Origin of the sequence: Vibrio hannami (assembly GCF_029589055.1) — a bacterium.
GTDB lineage: Bacteria > Pseudomonadota > Gammaproteobacteria > Enterobacterales > Vibrionaceae > Vibrio > Vibrio hannami.
Genome location: NZ_JARQZP010000007.1, coordinates 685930 through 703151 on the forward strand (window position 1 = coordinate 685930; position 17222 = coordinate 703151).

At 43.7% G+C, this 17222-nt stretch carries 12 protein-coding genes; 4 read left to right on the forward strand and 8 right to left on the reverse strand.

What is annotated here, in order from left to right:
• Window positions 1-218: 218 nt before the first annotated feature.
• From P7F88_RS17590 to P7F88_RS17605, 4 genes are read left to right on the forward strand one after another with little or no spacing between them, the layout of a single operon-like run.
• On the forward strand, window positions 219-1316 hold the full coding sequence (locus tag P7F88_RS17590) for an ABC transporter ATP-binding protein (protein ID WP_277826803.1): 1098 nt from the start codon (window positions 219-221) through the stop codon (window positions 1314-1316).
• 40 nt (window positions 1317-1356) lie between these two features.
• Window positions 1357-2412, forward strand: a complete 1056-nt coding sequence (locus tag P7F88_RS17595) for an ABC transporter substrate-binding protein (protein WP_277826805.1) — start codon at window positions 1357-1359, stop codon at window positions 2410-2412.
• Window positions 2413-2426: 14 nt separating this feature from the next.
• Window positions 2427-3734, forward strand: a complete 1308-nt coding sequence (locus tag P7F88_RS17600) for an ABC transporter permease (protein WP_277826807.1) — start codon at window positions 2427-2429, stop codon at window positions 3732-3734.
• Window positions 3670-4521, forward strand: coding sequence for an ABC transporter permease (locus P7F88_RS17605; RefSeq protein ID WP_277826809.1), 852 nt, complete (start codon window positions 3670-3672; stop codon window positions 4519-4521). Before P7F88_RS17600 ends, P7F88_RS17605 begins: the two co-directional genes overlap by 65 nt.
• Here P7F88_RS17605 and P7F88_RS17610 read toward each other — a convergent pair.
• The 8 genes from P7F88_RS17610 to P7F88_RS17645 all read right to left on the reverse strand — a co-directional run bounded on the left by P7F88_RS17610 (window position 4516) and on the right by P7F88_RS17645 (window position 17220).
• Window positions 4516-4908 (reverse strand): NUDIX hydrolase, encoded by a 393-nt coding sequence (locus P7F88_RS17610; protein WP_277826811.1) that lies wholly within the window; start codon window positions 4906-4908, stop codon window positions 4516-4518. The two genes, P7F88_RS17605 and P7F88_RS17610, sit on opposite strands and share 6 nt — an antisense overlap.
• Window positions 4909-4940: 32 nt before the next feature.
• Window positions 4941-5708, reverse strand: a complete 768-nt coding sequence (locus P7F88_RS17615) for a carbon-nitrogen hydrolase family protein (protein ID WP_277826813.1) — start codon at window positions 5706-5708, stop codon at window positions 4941-4943.
• Window positions 5709-6080: 372 nt separating this feature from the next.
• On the reverse strand, window positions 6081-11408 hold the full coding sequence (locus tag P7F88_RS17620) for a sacsin N-terminal ATP-binding-like domain-containing protein (RefSeq protein ID WP_277826815.1): 5328 nt from the start codon (window positions 11406-11408) through the stop codon (window positions 6081-6083).
• Between the two features lie 112 nt (window positions 11409-11520).
• Window positions 11521-12990: a serine/threonine-protein kinase gene (locus tag P7F88_RS17625; protein WP_277826816.1), complete on the reverse strand. Its 1470-nt coding sequence runs from the start codon at window positions 12988-12990 to the stop codon at window positions 11521-11523.
• A complete protein-coding gene (locus tag P7F88_RS17630) occupies window positions 12987-13544 on the reverse strand; it encodes a hypothetical protein (RefSeq protein ID WP_198596168.1) in 558 nt (185 codons plus the stop codon). The genes P7F88_RS17625 and P7F88_RS17630 overlap by 4 nt, the downstream gene beginning before the upstream one ends.
• Complete coding sequence (locus P7F88_RS17635; protein ID WP_277826818.1) at window positions 13537-15222, reverse strand: helicase HerA domain-containing protein; 1686 nt, start codon at window positions 15220-15222, stop codon at window positions 13537-13539. The genes P7F88_RS17630 and P7F88_RS17635 overlap by 8 nt, the downstream gene beginning before the upstream one ends.
• Window positions 15212-16369, reverse strand: coding sequence for a hypothetical protein (locus tag P7F88_RS17640; protein WP_277826820.1), 1158 nt, complete (start codon window positions 16367-16369; stop codon window positions 15212-15214). The genes P7F88_RS17635 and P7F88_RS17640 overlap by 11 nt, the downstream gene beginning before the upstream one ends.
• A 2-nt stretch (window positions 16370-16371) precedes the next feature.
• Complete coding sequence (locus tag P7F88_RS17645) at window positions 16372-17220, reverse strand: hypothetical protein (protein ID WP_277826822.1); 849 nt, start codon at window positions 17218-17220, stop codon at window positions 16372-16374.
• Window positions 17221-17222: the final 2 nt, after the last annotated feature.

Below are 17222 nucleotides of genomic sequence, written 5' to 3' on the forward strand. Positions count from 1 at the left end.
TCTAGTTATCTGAGTATTTAGCTCGATTAAACACTGATTGGTATGCAACTTGCAAAACTTATGTTTGTGGGCGTAAATCGACGCTATTTCAAGCTAGTTTGCACCAAATAGGGACAAAGATGACTACATTTGGTGCTATTTATCAACAGCTTGGACTTTAACATAGACACTTGCTCTCAACTTGGAAGAGAGCACCACAAAAAGCTAGTGAGGAATAGATGAGCGATACGTCTAAGGATAGATACGTACAGTTTAAGAAAGTTAAAAAAAGCTACGATCAAAGCACCCTGGTCGTTAAAGAATTCAACCTGGATATCCGAAAAGGCGAGTTTGTTACGCTACTCGGCCCTTCAGGATCAGGGAAAACTACCTGTCTGATGATGTTGGCGGGGTTTGAAGATGTGACAAGTGGTGAGATTCTTGTCGATGGAAAACCAATCACCGACGTCGCACCTTATGATCGTAATATTGGTATGGTGTTCCAGCATTATGCGCTTTTCCCTCATATGACAGTGGCAGAGAACCTTGCCTATCCACTTCGTGTTAGAAAGCTACCAGACAAGGAAGTTGAGCGTCGAGTTGCAGACTCATTAGCTTTGGTAGAACTTGAAGACTTTGGTAAGCGATATCCGGGGCAACTTTCCGGTGGGCAAAAACAACGCGTCGCATTAGCTCGTTCTCTCATCTTCGAACCATCTATCGTATTGATGGATGAACCTTTAGGCGCACTGGATAAAAACCTGCGTGAGCAAATGCAGTTCGAGATTAAAAGACTTCACGAAAAAATTGGCTTCACCGCGATCTATGTGACACATGACCAGACAGAAGCTCTGACAATGTCTGATCGTATCGCCGTTTTTAACAATGGTATCGTTCAGCAATGTGCTAGCCCAGATACTCTTTACGAAGAACCCGCGAACGCATTTGTGGCTGACTTTATTGGAGAAAACAATGATATACAGGCACAGGTCGTTGAGCTCAATGGGGATTACTACGAGCTCATTTTAGGGGACGAATCCAGAGTCAGAGCAATTTCAACCAATCAGCTTGAACCTGGACAAGATTGTATATTAACCGTTCGTCCGGAAAATCTGTTCATCGGTGCGCCAACCTCAGATAACGACAACAGTATCAAAGCGAAATTCATTACCCATCTCTATGTAGGCGACTTTATACGCTATTTGTTTCAGCTGGGTGATAAAACAGAAGTTATGGTCAAGGTGTTAAATGACCAGCAAGCACCTAGCTTCAAGCCGGGTGATGTTACAAACCTAACCTGGTCTGCAACTGCTGGCATGGCGCTGCAGAAAATGTAAATCAGAGTTAACCCTATCTATCAACTTGAAAGGAATCAATATGATGAGTAAAAAGATCGTGGCCCTGCTTCTCGCAGGTGCTTTAAGTACAGCAGTTTCTGCTGCCGAACAGTTTACCGCTGTTTCTTTTGGTGGCTCGTATGGAGAAACCCAACAAAAATATATGCTCGATCCATTTATGGCTGAAACCGGGCAAAAAATCTTATTCGAAAACTACTCCGGTGGTGTTGCAGAGCTAAAGGCTCAGGTCGAAAGTGGTAACGTGCTTTGGGATGTTATCGATATGGAAGTAATCGACCTGGAGCGCGCGTGTTCTGAAGGGCTACTTGAACCTTTCCCAATGGACACTCTACCAGCAGGTGATGACGGTACACCAGCAGAGAAAGACTTCGCTGGTGAAGCGTTAGCTAATGAATGTGGTGTAGGTACTATCGTTTGGACTGTCTTATTTGCTTACAACAATGACACTATCAAAGGCGGCCAGCCTATGACTGTAGCGGATCTTTTCGATACCAAAAAGTTCCCTGGTAAAAGGGCGCTGCGTAAACGTCCTCAGGTAAACATGGAGTGGGCGCTTCTTGCGGATGGTGTGCCGAAGTCAGAAGTGTATGAGCTACTTGAAACCGATGAAGGTCAGAAACGTGCGCTAGATAAACTGGCAACGATCAAAGATGACATTGTTTGGTTCGACTCCTGGTCTCAGGCGCCTCAACTGCTAAACGATGGCGGTGCAGTCATGGTTCAGGCGGCGAATGGGCGTATCTTTAACGCGATTAAAGCGGAAAGCAAACCATTTGAAATGGTATGGGATGGCCACTTGTACGATCTGGATGTGTGGGCGGTTGTAAAAGGTACCAAGAATAAAAAAGCAGCAGAAGAGTTTATTCGCTTTGCAACAGGTTCAAAGCCTCTTGCTGGAATGCCGGATATTGCTTACGGACCAACTCGTCAATCTTCATATAAGTATGTTGAGAAAAGTGTGATTCCAATGCTGCCATCTTCTCACCTGGATGAAGGTTTAAAAGCTTCTAGTGTGTTCTGGGCCGACTATGGTGAATCACTAGGCGAGAAATTTAACGAGTGGTTACTAAACTAATCTAGGAGACGGCAATGTCAGCACATCTAAGTATTGAAGAGATAGCCCAGAGCCAGAAACAGCTTAGGCGTAAGAAAATCCGGTTACTGGCGTTTACGCTACCACTTTTGTGCTTTGTGACGCTGGCATTTCTTGCACCCATTGCAACGATGCTTTACCGAAGTGTTTATCACCCTACCGTTTCGCAACTGATTCCTCAGACACTTGCTGAAATGCAGCAATGGGATGACTCCATTAATGCCGTTCCACCTGCGAAGGTACTGGAAACATTCAGCGTGGAGTTACGTACTCTCGCTAATGAACGTCGCTCGGGTAAGCTCGCAGAAGAGTTAAACCGAGCGGTACCAGGCACTTCGAGCCTGATTAAGTCAAGTTCTCGAAAACTTAAACGTATGGAAGTTGAAGAGCTACTTACTGGCGAAGGTAAACAGTTGCTTGCAACCCATAAAAAATGGGAAAACCCCAAGTTATGGGCGGCAATGAAAAGCATGGGTAGTGTCTGGACAGAGCGATACTACTTAACGGCGTTGGACCTCAAACGCAATCAGGCTGGTGAGATAGAGGCTAGGGATACTCAAATCTACCTGAAACTCTACTGGCGAAGCTTACGCATCGCTCTAACCATTACGCTGCTTACCGCTCTGCTTGCTTTTCCACTTTCTTATTATTTGGCAAACACCAGCAGTAAGAAGGCAAATACACTTATGGTCTTTGTACTGCTTCCTTTCTGGACATCTTTGTTGGTGCGTACCACTTCATGGATAGCACTACTGCAAACAAATGGTGTAGTAAACGGTACATTGCAAAGCATAGGGATAATTAAAGAGCCCATAGAAATGCTCTATACCGAATTTGCAACCGTTATTGCGATGACCCATATTCTTCTGCCTTTCATGGTGCTGCCGTTATACAGCGTGATGAAGAATATCGATCCCAGTTACTTTCGTGCAGCGTTGTCTTTGGGTTCCAAGCCGATGCCTGCATTCTTTAAGATCTACTTTCCAATGACGCTGCCAGGGTTAAGTGCGGGCGCACTACTGGTGTTTATCATCTCCATTGGATACTACATTACGCCCGCGTTAGTGGGAGGTACCGACGGTCAGATGATCAGTAATATTATTGCTTTCCATATGCAATCTTCTAACAACTGGGAACTAGCTGCTGCTCTGGGTAGCCTGCTGCTGATTCTTATCGTACTGCTGTACTGGATTTACGACCGCATCGTTGGCGTAAACAACATTAAGTTAGGGTTAAGCTATGTCTCGATTTCCTCGTTATTATTCGCCATTACAAAAGCTAGGCTCAGTGAGCTTATCTGCTAGTGCTTATTTGGTTTTGGCGTTTTTGATGTTGCCAATACTGGTTATCATTCCGCTCTCTTTTAATGCTGAGCCTTTCTTTACTTTTACCGAAGGGATGCTGTCGCTTGATCCTGACGCCTACTCAATGAAGTGGTATCAGCAGATATTTTCTGACGACAAGTGGATGCTTGCCATCAAAAACAGTTTCTTTATTGGTATTTGTGCTACTGCGATTGCCACCGTATTAGGTACTCTGGCAGCGATCGGTATGAGCAACTCGGATATGCCATTCCAGCGCGCCATTATGGCGATGCTGCTTTCACCGATGATTGTTCCTTTGATCATCACGGCGGCGGGTATGTTCTTCTTTTATACTCAGCTGAATCTTGCTGGTAGCTATTTGGGTGTTATCATCGCTCATGCCGCCCTAGGTACGCCTTTTGTTATTATTACGGTAAATGCTGCATTAGCTGGGTTTGACTATTCTCTGGTAAATGCTTCTCTAGGAATGGGGGCTAAGCCGACATACACTTTCTTCAAGGTGATAATGCCGCTAATTCGTCCGGGCGTTATTTCGGGTGCGTTGTTTGCCTTCGTAACCTCATTTGATGAAGTCGTTGTCGTTTTATTCCTGGCTGGGCCAGAGCAAAGAACGATTCCGCGTCAAATGTTCTCAGGCTTACGAGAAGAAATTAGCCCAACAATATTGGCTGTAGCGACGCTGCTGGTTGTCGTGTCTATGTTGCTTCTTTTAACCCTAGAGTATTTGAGAGCTCGTTCAGAGCGTATACGAATGGGAGAGCTATAGAAAAGCCCGCAATCTAGATACTTCAGATAAAGCCAGCTTATCAGCGTCAATGCTTACGTTGGCTTTTTGTATTGGAGACCATAGTATTTCTTCGGCTTCTAGTGGTGTCATTTTCCCATCCCAGTCATTTACAACATAATAATGAATTAGCTGCATCTCGCTGGTCGGGTGATACAAAGAGCATAGAAAGTAGTAGGAGAGGGGAGTGACATTCAGCTCTTCTTTGCATTCCCTAAATAGTGCTCCTAACTGGCTCTCTCCATTTTCAATATGACCACCGGGTATATTGACGATACCCGGATCGGTTTCTTTATCTTTTGCCCTTCTCTCAAGCAATATGTTGTTTTCTTCGATGATAATGAAGGAAACACATTCGTGGATTTTCATATGTAAGTCCAAAACTGTTTAACCACACGCCTTTAGTTATTGTCTTCGACGATGGAAAAGTAAGTTTCTTTCACCTTGCCATTGCAGATAGTGCAATATGTTATCCCTGGTGATTTATCGCTTCCCTGAAAAACCGTATCACCGCTTTTGTCCCACACTCCTGATTTACCAGCCGTTTCCCAGCCGCCAGTTTCACCAATGAAATTCGAAAGTAGTACCGGTGTGTTTAGCTGATTAGCTATGTCGGATAGGAGCTTCTCATCCGCAGCAAAACCACCTATAGAAATCAAAGCACTCACTAGATAAACATCAACGCTTTCGGCTAAAGCATCCTTCTGATGCTGGCGTTCAGTGAAGTCTGCGCACACAGCTAGAGCTATTTTGGTTTGTTTCATCGTGAAGGAGTAGTTCTCACTTCCTGCGCTGCAATAGGCGCTTTCCCCGGAGTGAAGATATTGCTTGTTATAGAATTCAATATCACCTGACGGATGGCCTATTACAGCACCAATGTAAGGTTTTGACCCTTCACTCTGTAACGGACAACCAACAATTACAGTTAAATTGTTATTAACCGCTATCTTGGATATTTCCTGGAAAATGGCTGAGGACGGTTCTTGTGCTAACTCCGCAAGTAACGAAGGCTCATAACCAGTTAGAGAAAGCTCCGGAAATACGATGATATCAGCACCTGCGTTTGCTGCTTCTTCACTATATCGCTGGTGGATTTTCAAATTTTCAGCAATGTTACCTTTAGCAGGGGTTATTTGAGCTAAAGCGAACTTAATTTTTCCTGACAACACGACTGTTCCTTGTCTTATCTGTTTCCAAAACGGTACCAGCTAAATCTCGGCAAAACAACGAGTTGTTACACTTTCTCTTTCCGCAAAAACGGATTGAAGTGCCTGTATGAATTTAAATTTGTTGGGAGGTTGTGTTTTTAGGAAGGGTAGATTTGAAGTTTTTGGAGCAGAAACGAAAAAAGGCCTGATAAATCAGACCTTTTCGAATGTGGCGGTGAGGGAGGGAGTCGAATTACAATCCTATATATTTGAAATTTAATAACTTATAGCAAGTCGATTTTCACGAGTATACACTCTGTCATACATGTTAAAAATGGTAACCATGTCACATTTATTTTCACTAAGGCCGAGCTTTCCAAAAAGAACTGCTGCTTATATGTTGGGGGCTGTTTTATGAAATGAAAACTTCATACTACCACTCCCAACTAACCTCATGACTTTGGATCCATCAGCAGAAAAAGGGTTAGGCAACAAACTAATTTGAGCATACTTTGGTTCAATGACATTTGAAACAAACAGTATGCGATACTTATTATGCCTGTCAGAAGCAAACTTCTGAGCTGCAGCTACTTCTGTAGGCCCCATCTCAAATGCTTCATTCTGGCCTTGAGTCGCTTTCACTTCGTAATAGTAAGTTACTGTTTTGAGCTTTACTATAAAGTCATACCCTAAGGAATCATCTCCGTTGTCATCTGCAAATATATGATTCCTATAGCCAGATACCCAACATTCATTGTTGATCTTCATTTTGTCATGATGTCTTTTGATCCACTCAAAAGCAAAAGCTTCTCCGGCTAAACCTATCGCTGCCTTTTGCTCATTAGACATTTTTGTTGCTGAGTTTGAAGAGGCAAAAGTTCCCCTCCCCCCTGACTTTGTATTCACATGTCTATCAAACTCTTCGAGTTTGGCTTCTCGCTTGCCTGCATTTTCAAAAGCTGTAGTCTCCGAAAATGTTGACTTGATAGTGTCATAGAGGTCTAAATATCCCTCTTCTTCTGCAGAGTGTTCAGTGCTATTTATCATAACCACTGTTCTCTGCTTTCTGAGCTGTTCCTTCTCAAGGCGCAATAACTCTTTTTTGCGAGCTATTTCATGTTCGTTAATGCCCCATGCTGACAGGTCAGAAACAGGTTCTTTGCCTGCTGGCCAATAACCATACAGAGACAACCACATCGCAATTTTTTCAAAAGATAGTTTCCTAAAATCTAACCAGCCTTCTTTACCCACATTAATTATCGATTGGCTTAAGCTACCAACAGGATCAGACCAAACTCCCGCAATTTCTTCGCTCACTGGTTCATCAGTATTATGAACCCAAGTTGAAACTACTGGCCCGATATCTTTCCAGAACTCACGTAAGATCTTATTGTTAACTTCTCGAAGCTCATCCATAGGTAGCAATTCTTCATCGGCAACGGCAAGTTCCGAAGTCCTTTCGTCCAACCAGTTCCATAAGTAACTTTCCATAACCTCTTCTGATAAGTCATCGTATACATCAAACCAGTTGGAACTAGGCTCGATTTCACCTATCTCCTGCTTTAAAGCAGAGTAGTCATCCAAAGCACATAGTGAATCAAAATCGTTGAGATATAACTTCCTCAATCGATCTACGATTTCTCCCTTGTTTTCCGAGAGAAAAGAGGAAAACTGCTGCCGATGCCTTTTTTCATTGGACTCTTTGACAAAACCATCACAATACTTGACCGCAGTATTTAGTTTTAATAAAGAAATATCAAACATCTCCTGAAGACTGCGCAAGTCAAACGTGTCTGCTAGTTTATCCAGTAACTGTCTAGATGTTATTTCAAGTTGATTCGCTAAGGGCTGTAGTATATCGATAACTTCGTCATCACTAACCTCTTCAGCATCACTTACTATTTGATTCAACTCGTCGACTAACTGATTATTGTTGTGCACCCCTGCTAAAACTGCCGCCAATCTTAATGAGAGCTCTAGACTACCTCTAACCTCTTTTAGAGTATTGTTTAATCCATCTGACGGTACACCAATCAACTTTTCAAATAGATCAGATAGTTTATCCCCAGATTCCAACTGCCATGATTCTTGGCATAACCTCAAAAAAGTAGCCTCAAAAGCATTGGACAGCGACGCGTAGTTCAGAGCGTGAGCAAATTGCTCAGATACCGCCGTGAGTATACTTATAGACACATTTGGTTCACCCGTCTGAATAACCAAAACCTTAGCCTCACCCATACTCGTCACCACAGCACCATTTGATGACGATGGTAAGCTTGAGACTTTGCCCGCAATTGAAACTTCAACCTGGCTTGAGATTACAATTCTGAGTTTTCTTGCTTGAGCACGTAAATTAACAAGAGGACTCTTTGTTGCTGAAAAGAAATGCTGACCTTTGTGAGCGGCGATTAAAACTAAAAGATCTAAAAACTCGCTCCCAAAGCATTCTTCTAATGAAAACATTTCTGTTTCAGTATCTATCTTTTCGCCATCGACAATCACATATAGGTCTTCACATGACAACTTCTTAATTGAAGGAGAGACAGTTCTAATTAAGGACCATGAGTTATCGGTAAAACGTCGGTCAAAGTCGAAATAAGGTATTTCTAGGTTTCCTAGTAGAGAAACTTTAGATGGATCATCTTCATCAACATAAAAACACTTTTGATCATCTGCGAACAAAGTGAAATCCACAATTTCAATTCGCTCTCCTACATTGGCAACCAAGCGAGATATACCTTTTTCTTCAACACCAGAAGCTACCAATTTTTGCCATAAGATACTGAAAAGTGATTTAAATCGTTTCGTATCTGATTCACCAACCAAGCCATTTTCGACGGTATCTAACAAGTACTCTACCGAATCCTGCACGTACTGCTTATCTGCTAATCCTCTAAATCTCAATAGCCTTTGGAATTCAGATATGTTCCCCACTTCTAAAAATCTAGAAATTGCGGGAATAATGAGAGTTAAAAATCTTGGGCTGGCTTCATCATCTACGTTAAAAAACCAAGCTTCTTGGGGAGAAACAAACGATGGTTTAGCCCCTCTTCTGGCAACTGGCATCCAAGGCATTAACTTCAAGAAAGTAGACAGAGGTGACGACAACTCGATAATATTTGTTCCTTTCCTAGAAACTCTAAAACGTAGTCGGTTCGAAGGTATGTCATTAATTGCTTTAACTAATTGATATGAATATAGCTTTCTAACTTCTTCACTTAGTTGAGAGTTCTCCATTAAACCGGGAATGAGCCAAACATCACATCTAGCACTATAAGGAACAGAGTTATACCAGGCCTTTTCTGAAAGCTCCTCTAATTCACTTTTCCACATGTTTTTGGCTAAGTCTGATTGTTTTAGCTTGTTTGCTAGCGCAGCAGGTAGCCAAGCCACGGTAGCATTTTCTGACAATCGTTCGGAGAAAAAGAGCCTTAAGTGATCCCGAACCCCTACGTCTTCTAGAAAGCGAAACCAATCCCTCTCAGTTCCCGTCTCCAAATTCAATTGCTCATACGGCAAGAGAAAATTACCGAAGCGATCCATGATTTCCGTTGACTGCCCTTTAGCTCGCTTAAAAAATTGGTCTAACTTAACTCCATTGATTGCATCGGACCACCCTAGGCCAAACATCGCCTGATCCGCATCTATCCATCCTGATTGAGTCGGAACATTGAATCCAGCAGACCTTGTATCTTTGGATGCTAACGCGCGTCCAGCCCCCCAAAGCTTAAAAGCCCAAACCAACGCCTTATAACGTACCAACTCATCTTTCTGCTCTCTTGTAACTTTCGCTAAAGTTCGCAAAAGCTCTCGCTTGTCATATTCTTTTACTAAACCAGCATCTATCAAAAAAGATCTAGCATTTCTGCAACCACCATCTTTCAATGTCCATGGGACTGTTTTACTTAACAAGGTAAAGCTAGTTTGAAGTTCAACCGGGAACTCTGTCAGGTCTAACTCTGCATCATCTTCATTGGTATTTACTCTGACTGGTGGGAAATAAACATCTTTAGTTTGCTTTTTACTGTTCTTCTCGTTCTGATGTGAGGCATAAACTAACTGGTCTTTTGAGTTAACTAAGAAACGACAGCCACATAACCCCTCGGGAGAGCTATCAAAAGCTGCAGCGACCTCGTTATAAAAATGAGCCCACTCTGTAGGAGAGGCATGAGACTGCAAAAGATTCTTAGCCACAGCCTCAATCCACTCGGCCAGTTCTACAGATGTAGGTTTAAAATCGTGTTTTCCTATAAAAAAATTACGAATTACGTTAACTTGCTCTTCACTAAAAGCCTCATCAAGGATTGATGCTGAAGCCGAGAACGACAAAAAAGCTGGTGTTAAACAAGAATTGTCTTTACCGAATATCCGTATTGAGTCTATTGAACACCATTCCTGATCATCACTATTACACGAGATGGGTAACAACTTACCGGAAATCAAAGGTGAATCGCCCTTCGTTAAAGCATCAAGCATTGCTTCTCTGTAGGGATATTTCCAACACAATAGCTTTACAACAGCGTGTTTAGATTCACTCCAGTTCTGATTCACTAGAAACTCAATCATCGTTCCGCATAAATCAGCTGCCGTTTTAATAAAGAATTCGTTTAGTCCTACATCAGAATTAAGTGTCCGACGATCCATGGATGTATAGAAGTTTGCATTAATATAGCCAGAGAATGGGGAAACGCCATCTGAGCCAAGTGGTAAGAAACAGTATAGCAATCCGTTATCGACATTCGTGTCGTCCAGCTTCACCGCAACATCAATAGATGCTTGTCCTTTCCAGTTGCTCCAACTACTTGGGAGCTCACCTAGCTCTATACTCGCGTTAAGTTCGGGCTCAAACTCTTCTTTAGTGAAAACCCTTTTAGCATGCAAATAGATATCACCAGCGACTTCAACCCTACTGATACTAACCTGCTCACTGACGCCCCAAAAGTCGAGCACTTTATGATCAAGAATCCTGTTATATCGGCCTTTATACTCTAGGCTAAATTTCTCGATGCGCTCAAAAAATAAATTTAGGGGCTCCTCTCTATCGAGTACTTCCTGCATCTGCTGTACAACTGACTCTTGAGATTTTCTTGAAGAAAGGGGCAACCGAACAACGCTAGCAAACCCCAAGTCGGAAAAATAAGGAATAAGACCAGGACGAGCTTCTTGAAAGATAGGAAGAAACAGGCAAGGCATGTTTTCGATAATTTCATTTGCTAAATGTTTGTATTCGTCAGCTAGAAGAAAAAGAACATCTTCCTCGTTTGCAAAGCGAAAACAATATCCATCAAAGCTATATCCACTATGCTGTGAAGAATAAATTTCTGGAGATTCACATATCTGTAAAACGCTCCTAAAGCCCAGTCCTTTGTTCCCTATATCTTCATTAACTGACTTGCTACTCAATGCAATATTAGTTATCGCTTCAAAGTTTTTGCTGGCAAATCCATCCCCCCTATTGGCGACATATAAACAACCAAAGTCTGACTCTTCTGGGTCAAAAACAACCGCTATCTCTCCTAATTTGTCTGATTTACCATGTGCATCATGAGCATTCTGAATGAGCTCAACTAAGAAGCGCTCACCGTAATCGTCTGATACATTGAGAGACAGGTTTCTAGCACCTTCATAAACGCGAGATTTACCACGCGTTGATAAGTAAGCCTCAATTTCATCAAGTGATTTTTGATTTATAGCTCGCTGAACATCAGTGGGATTTAACAAGGCAATTTCCTTTGAAGAGGTATTGAGTATGAGAAGTCAGCCTAAGTACACCGAAGAGGGGTCAAGCCTCCTCCTCGGTATGTTTCAATGCTCAACGTGAGTTAAAAACGCATTAGAGTAAACCTAGGTTCGAATACAGTTTTTTCTTATCAGCCAGTTGCGCACAATCGGGGAACATTCGCAGCGTAGCTTTGAGATAACCGACCGCTCCAGAGTAATCGCGCATTTGCTCACAAACCTGAATCAATTGAGTAAGCACGTGAAGCTTTCTTGGCGTGGCTTGGTTAACCTTTTCTAACAATGCTCTCGCTTCTGGATACTTGGCTTCAAGACCAAGAATGGAAGACTCTAGATACATGGTCGCGGAGTTTTCGTCTCCGACTTGCTTTCTCTGAAGCAACCAAAATTGAGCTTGATTAATATTTCTTAACTGCAGATTCGCCTTAACAATCAGCTCATACAACTCAGCAGATTGAGTAAGCTTTTCCTCAAGTAAGCATGACCTATTGTTCTCGACCACTTTTTCAAAGTCGAAGAACCTATTGTCCCGGTACAGCGCTATCAACTGCTGGTGGAGAGCTTGAAGATCCTTGCTGCGGCTGTATTCTTGAGACGCTAACTGAGCCGCTTTCTTGTATGACTGTTCAGCCATCGCCTCAAGAACCGCACTCGACCAATCTTGATCTGGTTTTGCCTGGAAAACTGGAACGGTAGCTCCAATCTTCAACTGTTTCTGGGTCGCTGCATCGAATGCAGACATCAAAGCCGAGATAGTTGAAAAGCGCTCCTCCGGCCTTTTTTGCATACACGTGAGTACGACTTGCTCCAAATCCGCATGGATAGAACTATTAATCTCGGTAGGGCGCTTGAAAGGTGCATGACGCTGGACTTGGGCTGGTGTATCATGCGGCAACTTACCCGTCAGCAGCTGATATAGTAAAACACCTAAACTATAAACATCCCCGAGCAATAGCTCTTCTAAACTCCCTTTACGGCTATCCACGTTGGAAAACTCAGGTGCGGAATACAACACTGTTCCACCGTTTTCCCGAGTACGAACGTATATTTCTTCCGGTAACGCAGAACTACCAAAATCGGTCAATTTAACCAGATCACGTTCACCAACAAGGATGTTATGCGGCTTTATGTCTCCATGTGAGATGGGGACAGGCAATTCAGATAAATACTGAACAGCACAAAGCACTTGTCGATAAATTCTGAACAACCTTTCATAGGTTTGGCCAAAATTGCGCTGTCTATCGTCAAGTTTTTGTGCCAAAGTCTGACTAGGGAAATACTCCATTTCAATATAGAACCATTCGTTATCGATTCGGCCCATATCAAAAATTTGTACAATGTTATCGTGAGGCTCGACTTGCAATAACTCTTTACCTTCAGCAAGCTGACGGTCTTCCCTCGTTATATCTTTAGGTATTTTTACAGCAACAATCTGACCATCATTTAAGCGCTCAGAACGCCATACCCAGCCATGACTGCCATCACCAAGACATTCGAGCAATAGGTATTTATCACCTAATCGCTTGTTTGTACCTGGTAAAAAGTGTGCTGATTTTACATTCATATCAACACCTCGTAGTGAATTCTATCCAAAGCGATAGTGTTTAGATTTTTAACAAACTGGAAACGGCTAAACACGACTTCAACATCGTTCGATGCCCTTACTTGGGTTCCCGCGGATGAAGTAAACCCTGAGCGGCAGATCTCTTTAAGTTTTTGCGTATCAGGGGCGTTCACAAGCCCCTGACTCCAAGCACTCAGCACCAAACTTTTCGGTGAATGGTCCCAACGTTGAGCTGCTTCCATTAAGTTCTTCAATTTTTCTTCAAGTTTTTGCTGGCCTCGGGAAGTGCCATCAAAGCGTTCAAACTCAATTAAACACAATGGTGTTGATGCGTTTTTATCAAACCAGCCTGAATCTGAACGGATATCAGCGCCGGAAGTGCCCGGAGCTGGGCACTCTACTACTGCCATATAAGATTGCTCATGACCATACGTATTCCAAACACTGCAGCCCAAACTATGGACCAGAACATCCTGGTCCAACAACTCTCCGCTAGTCATAAGAGGAAACGCTTCACCTACCCAAGAAAGCGCTGGCATGGGTAGATTAGCCATTAAATGCCCCCCAAACTCGCAATACTTCCGGAGACTCACCGCCATGAATAAGTGCCTTGCTACCGACCTTAACAAGTAATGGGGCCGGAATAGAACGACCACATACTAAAGCTTCACCGGTTGATAAACTCGGTAACTCATCCAGGTCGGCCTTGCTGACCATATCGGAAGCTTTGGCAATAAAACGCTGATCGTCTGGGTTTTTCAAACGCATGGTAATCAACGTATTGCACTGAGAGGTAACATCTGAGTCCAATTTGGATGGGCGCTGACTCACAATGCCAAAACCGACACCAAACTTACGACCTTCACCGGCAATTTTCTTAATGACCCGATGACTTACTGCGTTACCACCAGCTGGCGCAAAGTTATGGCCTTCTTCGTACACAATAAAGCAAGGGCGAAGTGGGTCTGTTTTGCTTGAAGCCGCTTTTAGAATCTCACTGGAGAGCAGAGCACAAACAACTTGCTTCGCGGTATCACTCAAGCCTTGTAAATCGACAACGACCAACCGGCCTTGTTGATTACTTGGACGACCGACCATTTTATAAATATCAGTTGGTTCAGCCATCGTTGCACTGTAAAAGCTTTGAGCTTCATTTAGCACGCGGGAGAGCTTCATTGAAGCAACAGCTGCACTTCGACCTGACAAGGCTTTGGCTTCCGCTTCAGAGAGATCGTCCCACTCTTTTAGCTCTTCAATGCCATCACCTAAAAAGTAACGTAGGCGGTTAATATCACGTGGTTCGGTTTTATCCACCGAGCGCCAATAGCGAATAGCCACATCCAACACACGCTGTTGCGGCTCGGTTAGCCCAGGTAAGATCTCAGCAATATCATCCATTTCAAATTGGTCGAATTGAAGCGCCAGTGATGTGTTTTTGCTGGCATATTTGTGTTTAAAAGATTCATGCTGTGGCGAGAAAACTTTAATGCCCGCACCTGCAGCTTGTAACTTTTCAAAAGTATGTTTAATCAGAGGCAATGCTTCTTGATCGCGCTTATCGTCTGATGCATCCAAAAGGCTAGAAAATTGCAGATTCCCACCTGCCAGGGCTTTGCCGTATTCACCGTGAGGGTCGAACACTACAACAGTACCATTGTTAACGGCAACCAAGCGCTCAATAATACGGCCAACTGTGTAAGACTTACCTGAGCCTGTCATCGCTAGCACAGCCATGTGCTCAGTCACTAGCTTATTTACATCAATAAAGACCGGAACCGTATTTTCACCTTTGTCGTAACCAACCAAATTACCCAAGTGCAAACTGGAGTGCTCATTGAACTCGTAAAAGTCACTCAAAAACTGAAAATCGACGGTTTCAACAGCAGTCCCGGGATTAAGCGGGCGACGCGGGATCTTGATCTGACGAGAAACAGGGTCGCGGTATCCTACCAGCTCTACCTGCGCAAACATGTTCTCACCAGTCACATTCGCACCTGGCAAGAGCTCCAGCTCAGTCACGCCATCACCAAAGCCTGCATTGTACAGCATATTGGTTCGGCTGATCTTCGTCACACGACCTAATACGGCCACTTGCCCCTCGTCTTTACGCTCTTGGTGCATAATCCGCACAAATTCACCACGACGCACTGAAAACGAATCTTGCACCACCATAGTTAACTGGCTGGCATCGCCGGTATTGCCAACTAATTTACCTAAAACTTTATAAGCCATTGTTCAATCCCTCATCCAAGCCAGCCAACCAGCCTGCTTCAATATCATTATTCTTAAGTGCACCGTGCAAACCTTGACGGTAAAACTTGGCAAACTTCGGCAAAATGCCAAGCTGCTGATAGCCTAGTAATTGCGGCAATGGCATGGCATTTCCTTTGTTCTGCATATCAAGCACCATCAATCGAGATGCCACTAAATCAAGATCTGCGCTCTGCCAATCAGGTTCATCACCTGCTAGCTGCACCATTTTAATTTGACCACCACGCGCGCTGCGAAAATGGAAGCCAATTAGGCCTTGCTTCGCTTCGACAATTGGTTCGATGCGGTTCTCTTGTTCAGATAAACGAAACGCAATGGTCCGCGAGTAATTGCCTAAAATGCCATTAATAAAACGTAAGTCCCCAACACCCACTAAGCTTTCGTCCAGTCCAGCCAAATTTTGCATTAACTCACTAGAGAAACCGTCCGAATCTAAAATCTGCTTTCGCCTTTGCTCAGTGCGTAAATCTTGTTTGGCAATACTCACAATGGCACTAAAACGCTCGGCCAAAATGCTTGCTAACACCGCCCCCGTCTTATTCCATGGGAACAGCTTTGCACGGTGGTTTTGCCAAAAGGATTCTATTGCTCGCTTGGTTTTGTCATATTCCTGTTTATGGCGAACATTCCGCTCCAGTGGTGCCATATCGCGCGCTAAAAACAAAGGAGTATCAAGTAAAATTAAATCACAGCGCTCTTGGCTCAACAGTTGTTTCTCAACCAGCTGATACGCTTGGCGAATTTCAATCAGGTCAAGCCGCTTTCGTTGCGCTTCGAAATCAATATCATCCAGTTCAGATACTGAATCACTACCAGAAGTACTGACCTTGTTTTCTTCTATCAACAAATCTGTTCGTACAGCTGCGCTGGCATAAATAAATCCCCCTAGAGCTTTATCTAGGCACGATTTAGTGGCTATACCTGCCACGCTTAAATTCACTACCGTGGGCTTAGGCACAGCCTTAACTAGACCAGCATCACGAAACAGTGGTGCTACCTGCTCAATATCGCGAATTTGCTTGAGCAAACGCCCCGCACTGCCTGGTAAGCGAAGCTGGCTGTCTATGGCAAGTGATTGCGCTAAATTCATTGTCTTATTTTCATTCATACTTATAGCGCTCCCGTATCTAACTGCTCGCTGAGTAGCGGTGCATAAGCCCAATATTGCGAGGCTTGTAAGCTGGCTTTGCCCGATTCAGTTAATCCTGTTTCGTTGATAAAACCATACCGCTGCAATGTTTCGCTTCGCTTGATGGCATCAAGACTATTTACATCAAACATCAACTTAACTGTGTCATTGGCAACAAGTGCCGCCAGGCTCTTACCGTGTCCGGCGTATAGCAACAACAGAACAACCAAATCGTATTTGTCGGGCAAATACGCCGCCAATTCTGCTTTTTCCTCAACAATAGGTGTTGCGACGCCAGCATGATCAACGAACCAGATTAGCCAGGCGACTAAAGCCTCTGCATTATCAAGCAGATTTAGCGACCACAAAGGCAACGTCGTGACTGCAAACAAACCGCTGTTGCTGTGTTTTCGGACATAACGAGTATGTACCACATCGCCAGCCATATGTTGCCTGTGATCTGCACTACCAACAAATCCAACAACAGCTTGGTTGGTTTCACTTGCCAGCACTGCCGTCAATCCTGCGTCTTCAGAGATCAGGCTAGCGGGTGCAAATGTCCAATCCAGCATTGGTTGCAGTTCGGCAAACTCAACATGCTGTTCAGGCTGCGGGTTAATAACTAAAGCCGAACAACCCGTTTGCATGGCCCATTGGAACAAGCTATTTAGCGTCTGTTTCTCGTTCAACTCTTCAGCTTGAACCAACAACAAACCGCTGGCTGGTGGCGAGCTAAGCCACTCCGTCTCAAGTGGTATTGCTCCCGCAACTGTTTGTAAAAAGCGCCCTTTACGATTGCTAGCCAATGACGACGACAGATAAATACTCATCG

What these genes read in the sequence shown, in the direction of transcription:
- P7F88_RS17590 (WP_277826803.1), top strand. Translation starts at nt 219, where the DNA reads ATGAGCGATACGTCTAAGGATAGATACGTACAGTTTAAGAAAGTTAAA.
- P7F88_RS17595 (WP_277826805.1), top strand. Translation starts at nt 1,357, where the DNA reads ATGATGAGTAAAAAGATCGTGGCCCTGCTTCTCGCAGGTGCTTTAAGT.
- P7F88_RS17600 (WP_277826807.1), top strand. Translation starts at nt 2,427, where the DNA reads ATGTCAGCACATCTAAGTATTGAAGAGATAGCCCAGAGCCAGAAACAG.
- P7F88_RS17605 (WP_277826809.1), top strand. Translation starts at nt 3,670, where the DNA reads ATGTCTCGATTTCCTCGTTATTATTCGCCATTACAAAAGCTAGGCTCA.
- P7F88_RS17610 (WP_277826811.1), bottom strand. Translation starts at nt 4,908, where the DNA reads ATGAAAATCCACGAATGTGTTTCCTTCATTATCATCGAAGAAAACAAC.
- P7F88_RS17625 (WP_277826816.1), bottom strand. Translation starts at nt 12,990, where the DNA reads ATGAATGTAAAATCAGCACACTTTTTACCAGGTACAAACAAGCGATTA.
- P7F88_RS17630 (WP_198596168.1), bottom strand. Translation starts at nt 13,544, where the DNA reads ATGGCTAATCTACCCATGCCAGCGCTTTCTTGGGTAGGTGAAGCGTTT.
- P7F88_RS17635 (WP_277826818.1), bottom strand. Translation starts at nt 15,222, where the DNA reads ATGGCTTATAAAGTTTTAGGTAAATTAGTTGGCAATACCGGCGATGCC.
- P7F88_RS17640 (WP_277826820.1), bottom strand. Translation starts at nt 16,369, where the DNA reads ATGAATGAAAATAAGACAATGAATTTAGCGCAATCACTTGCCATAGAC.
- P7F88_RS17645 (WP_277826822.1), bottom strand. Translation starts at nt 17,220, where the DNA reads ATGAGTATTTATCTGTCGTCGTCATTGGCTAGCAATCGTAAAGGGCGC.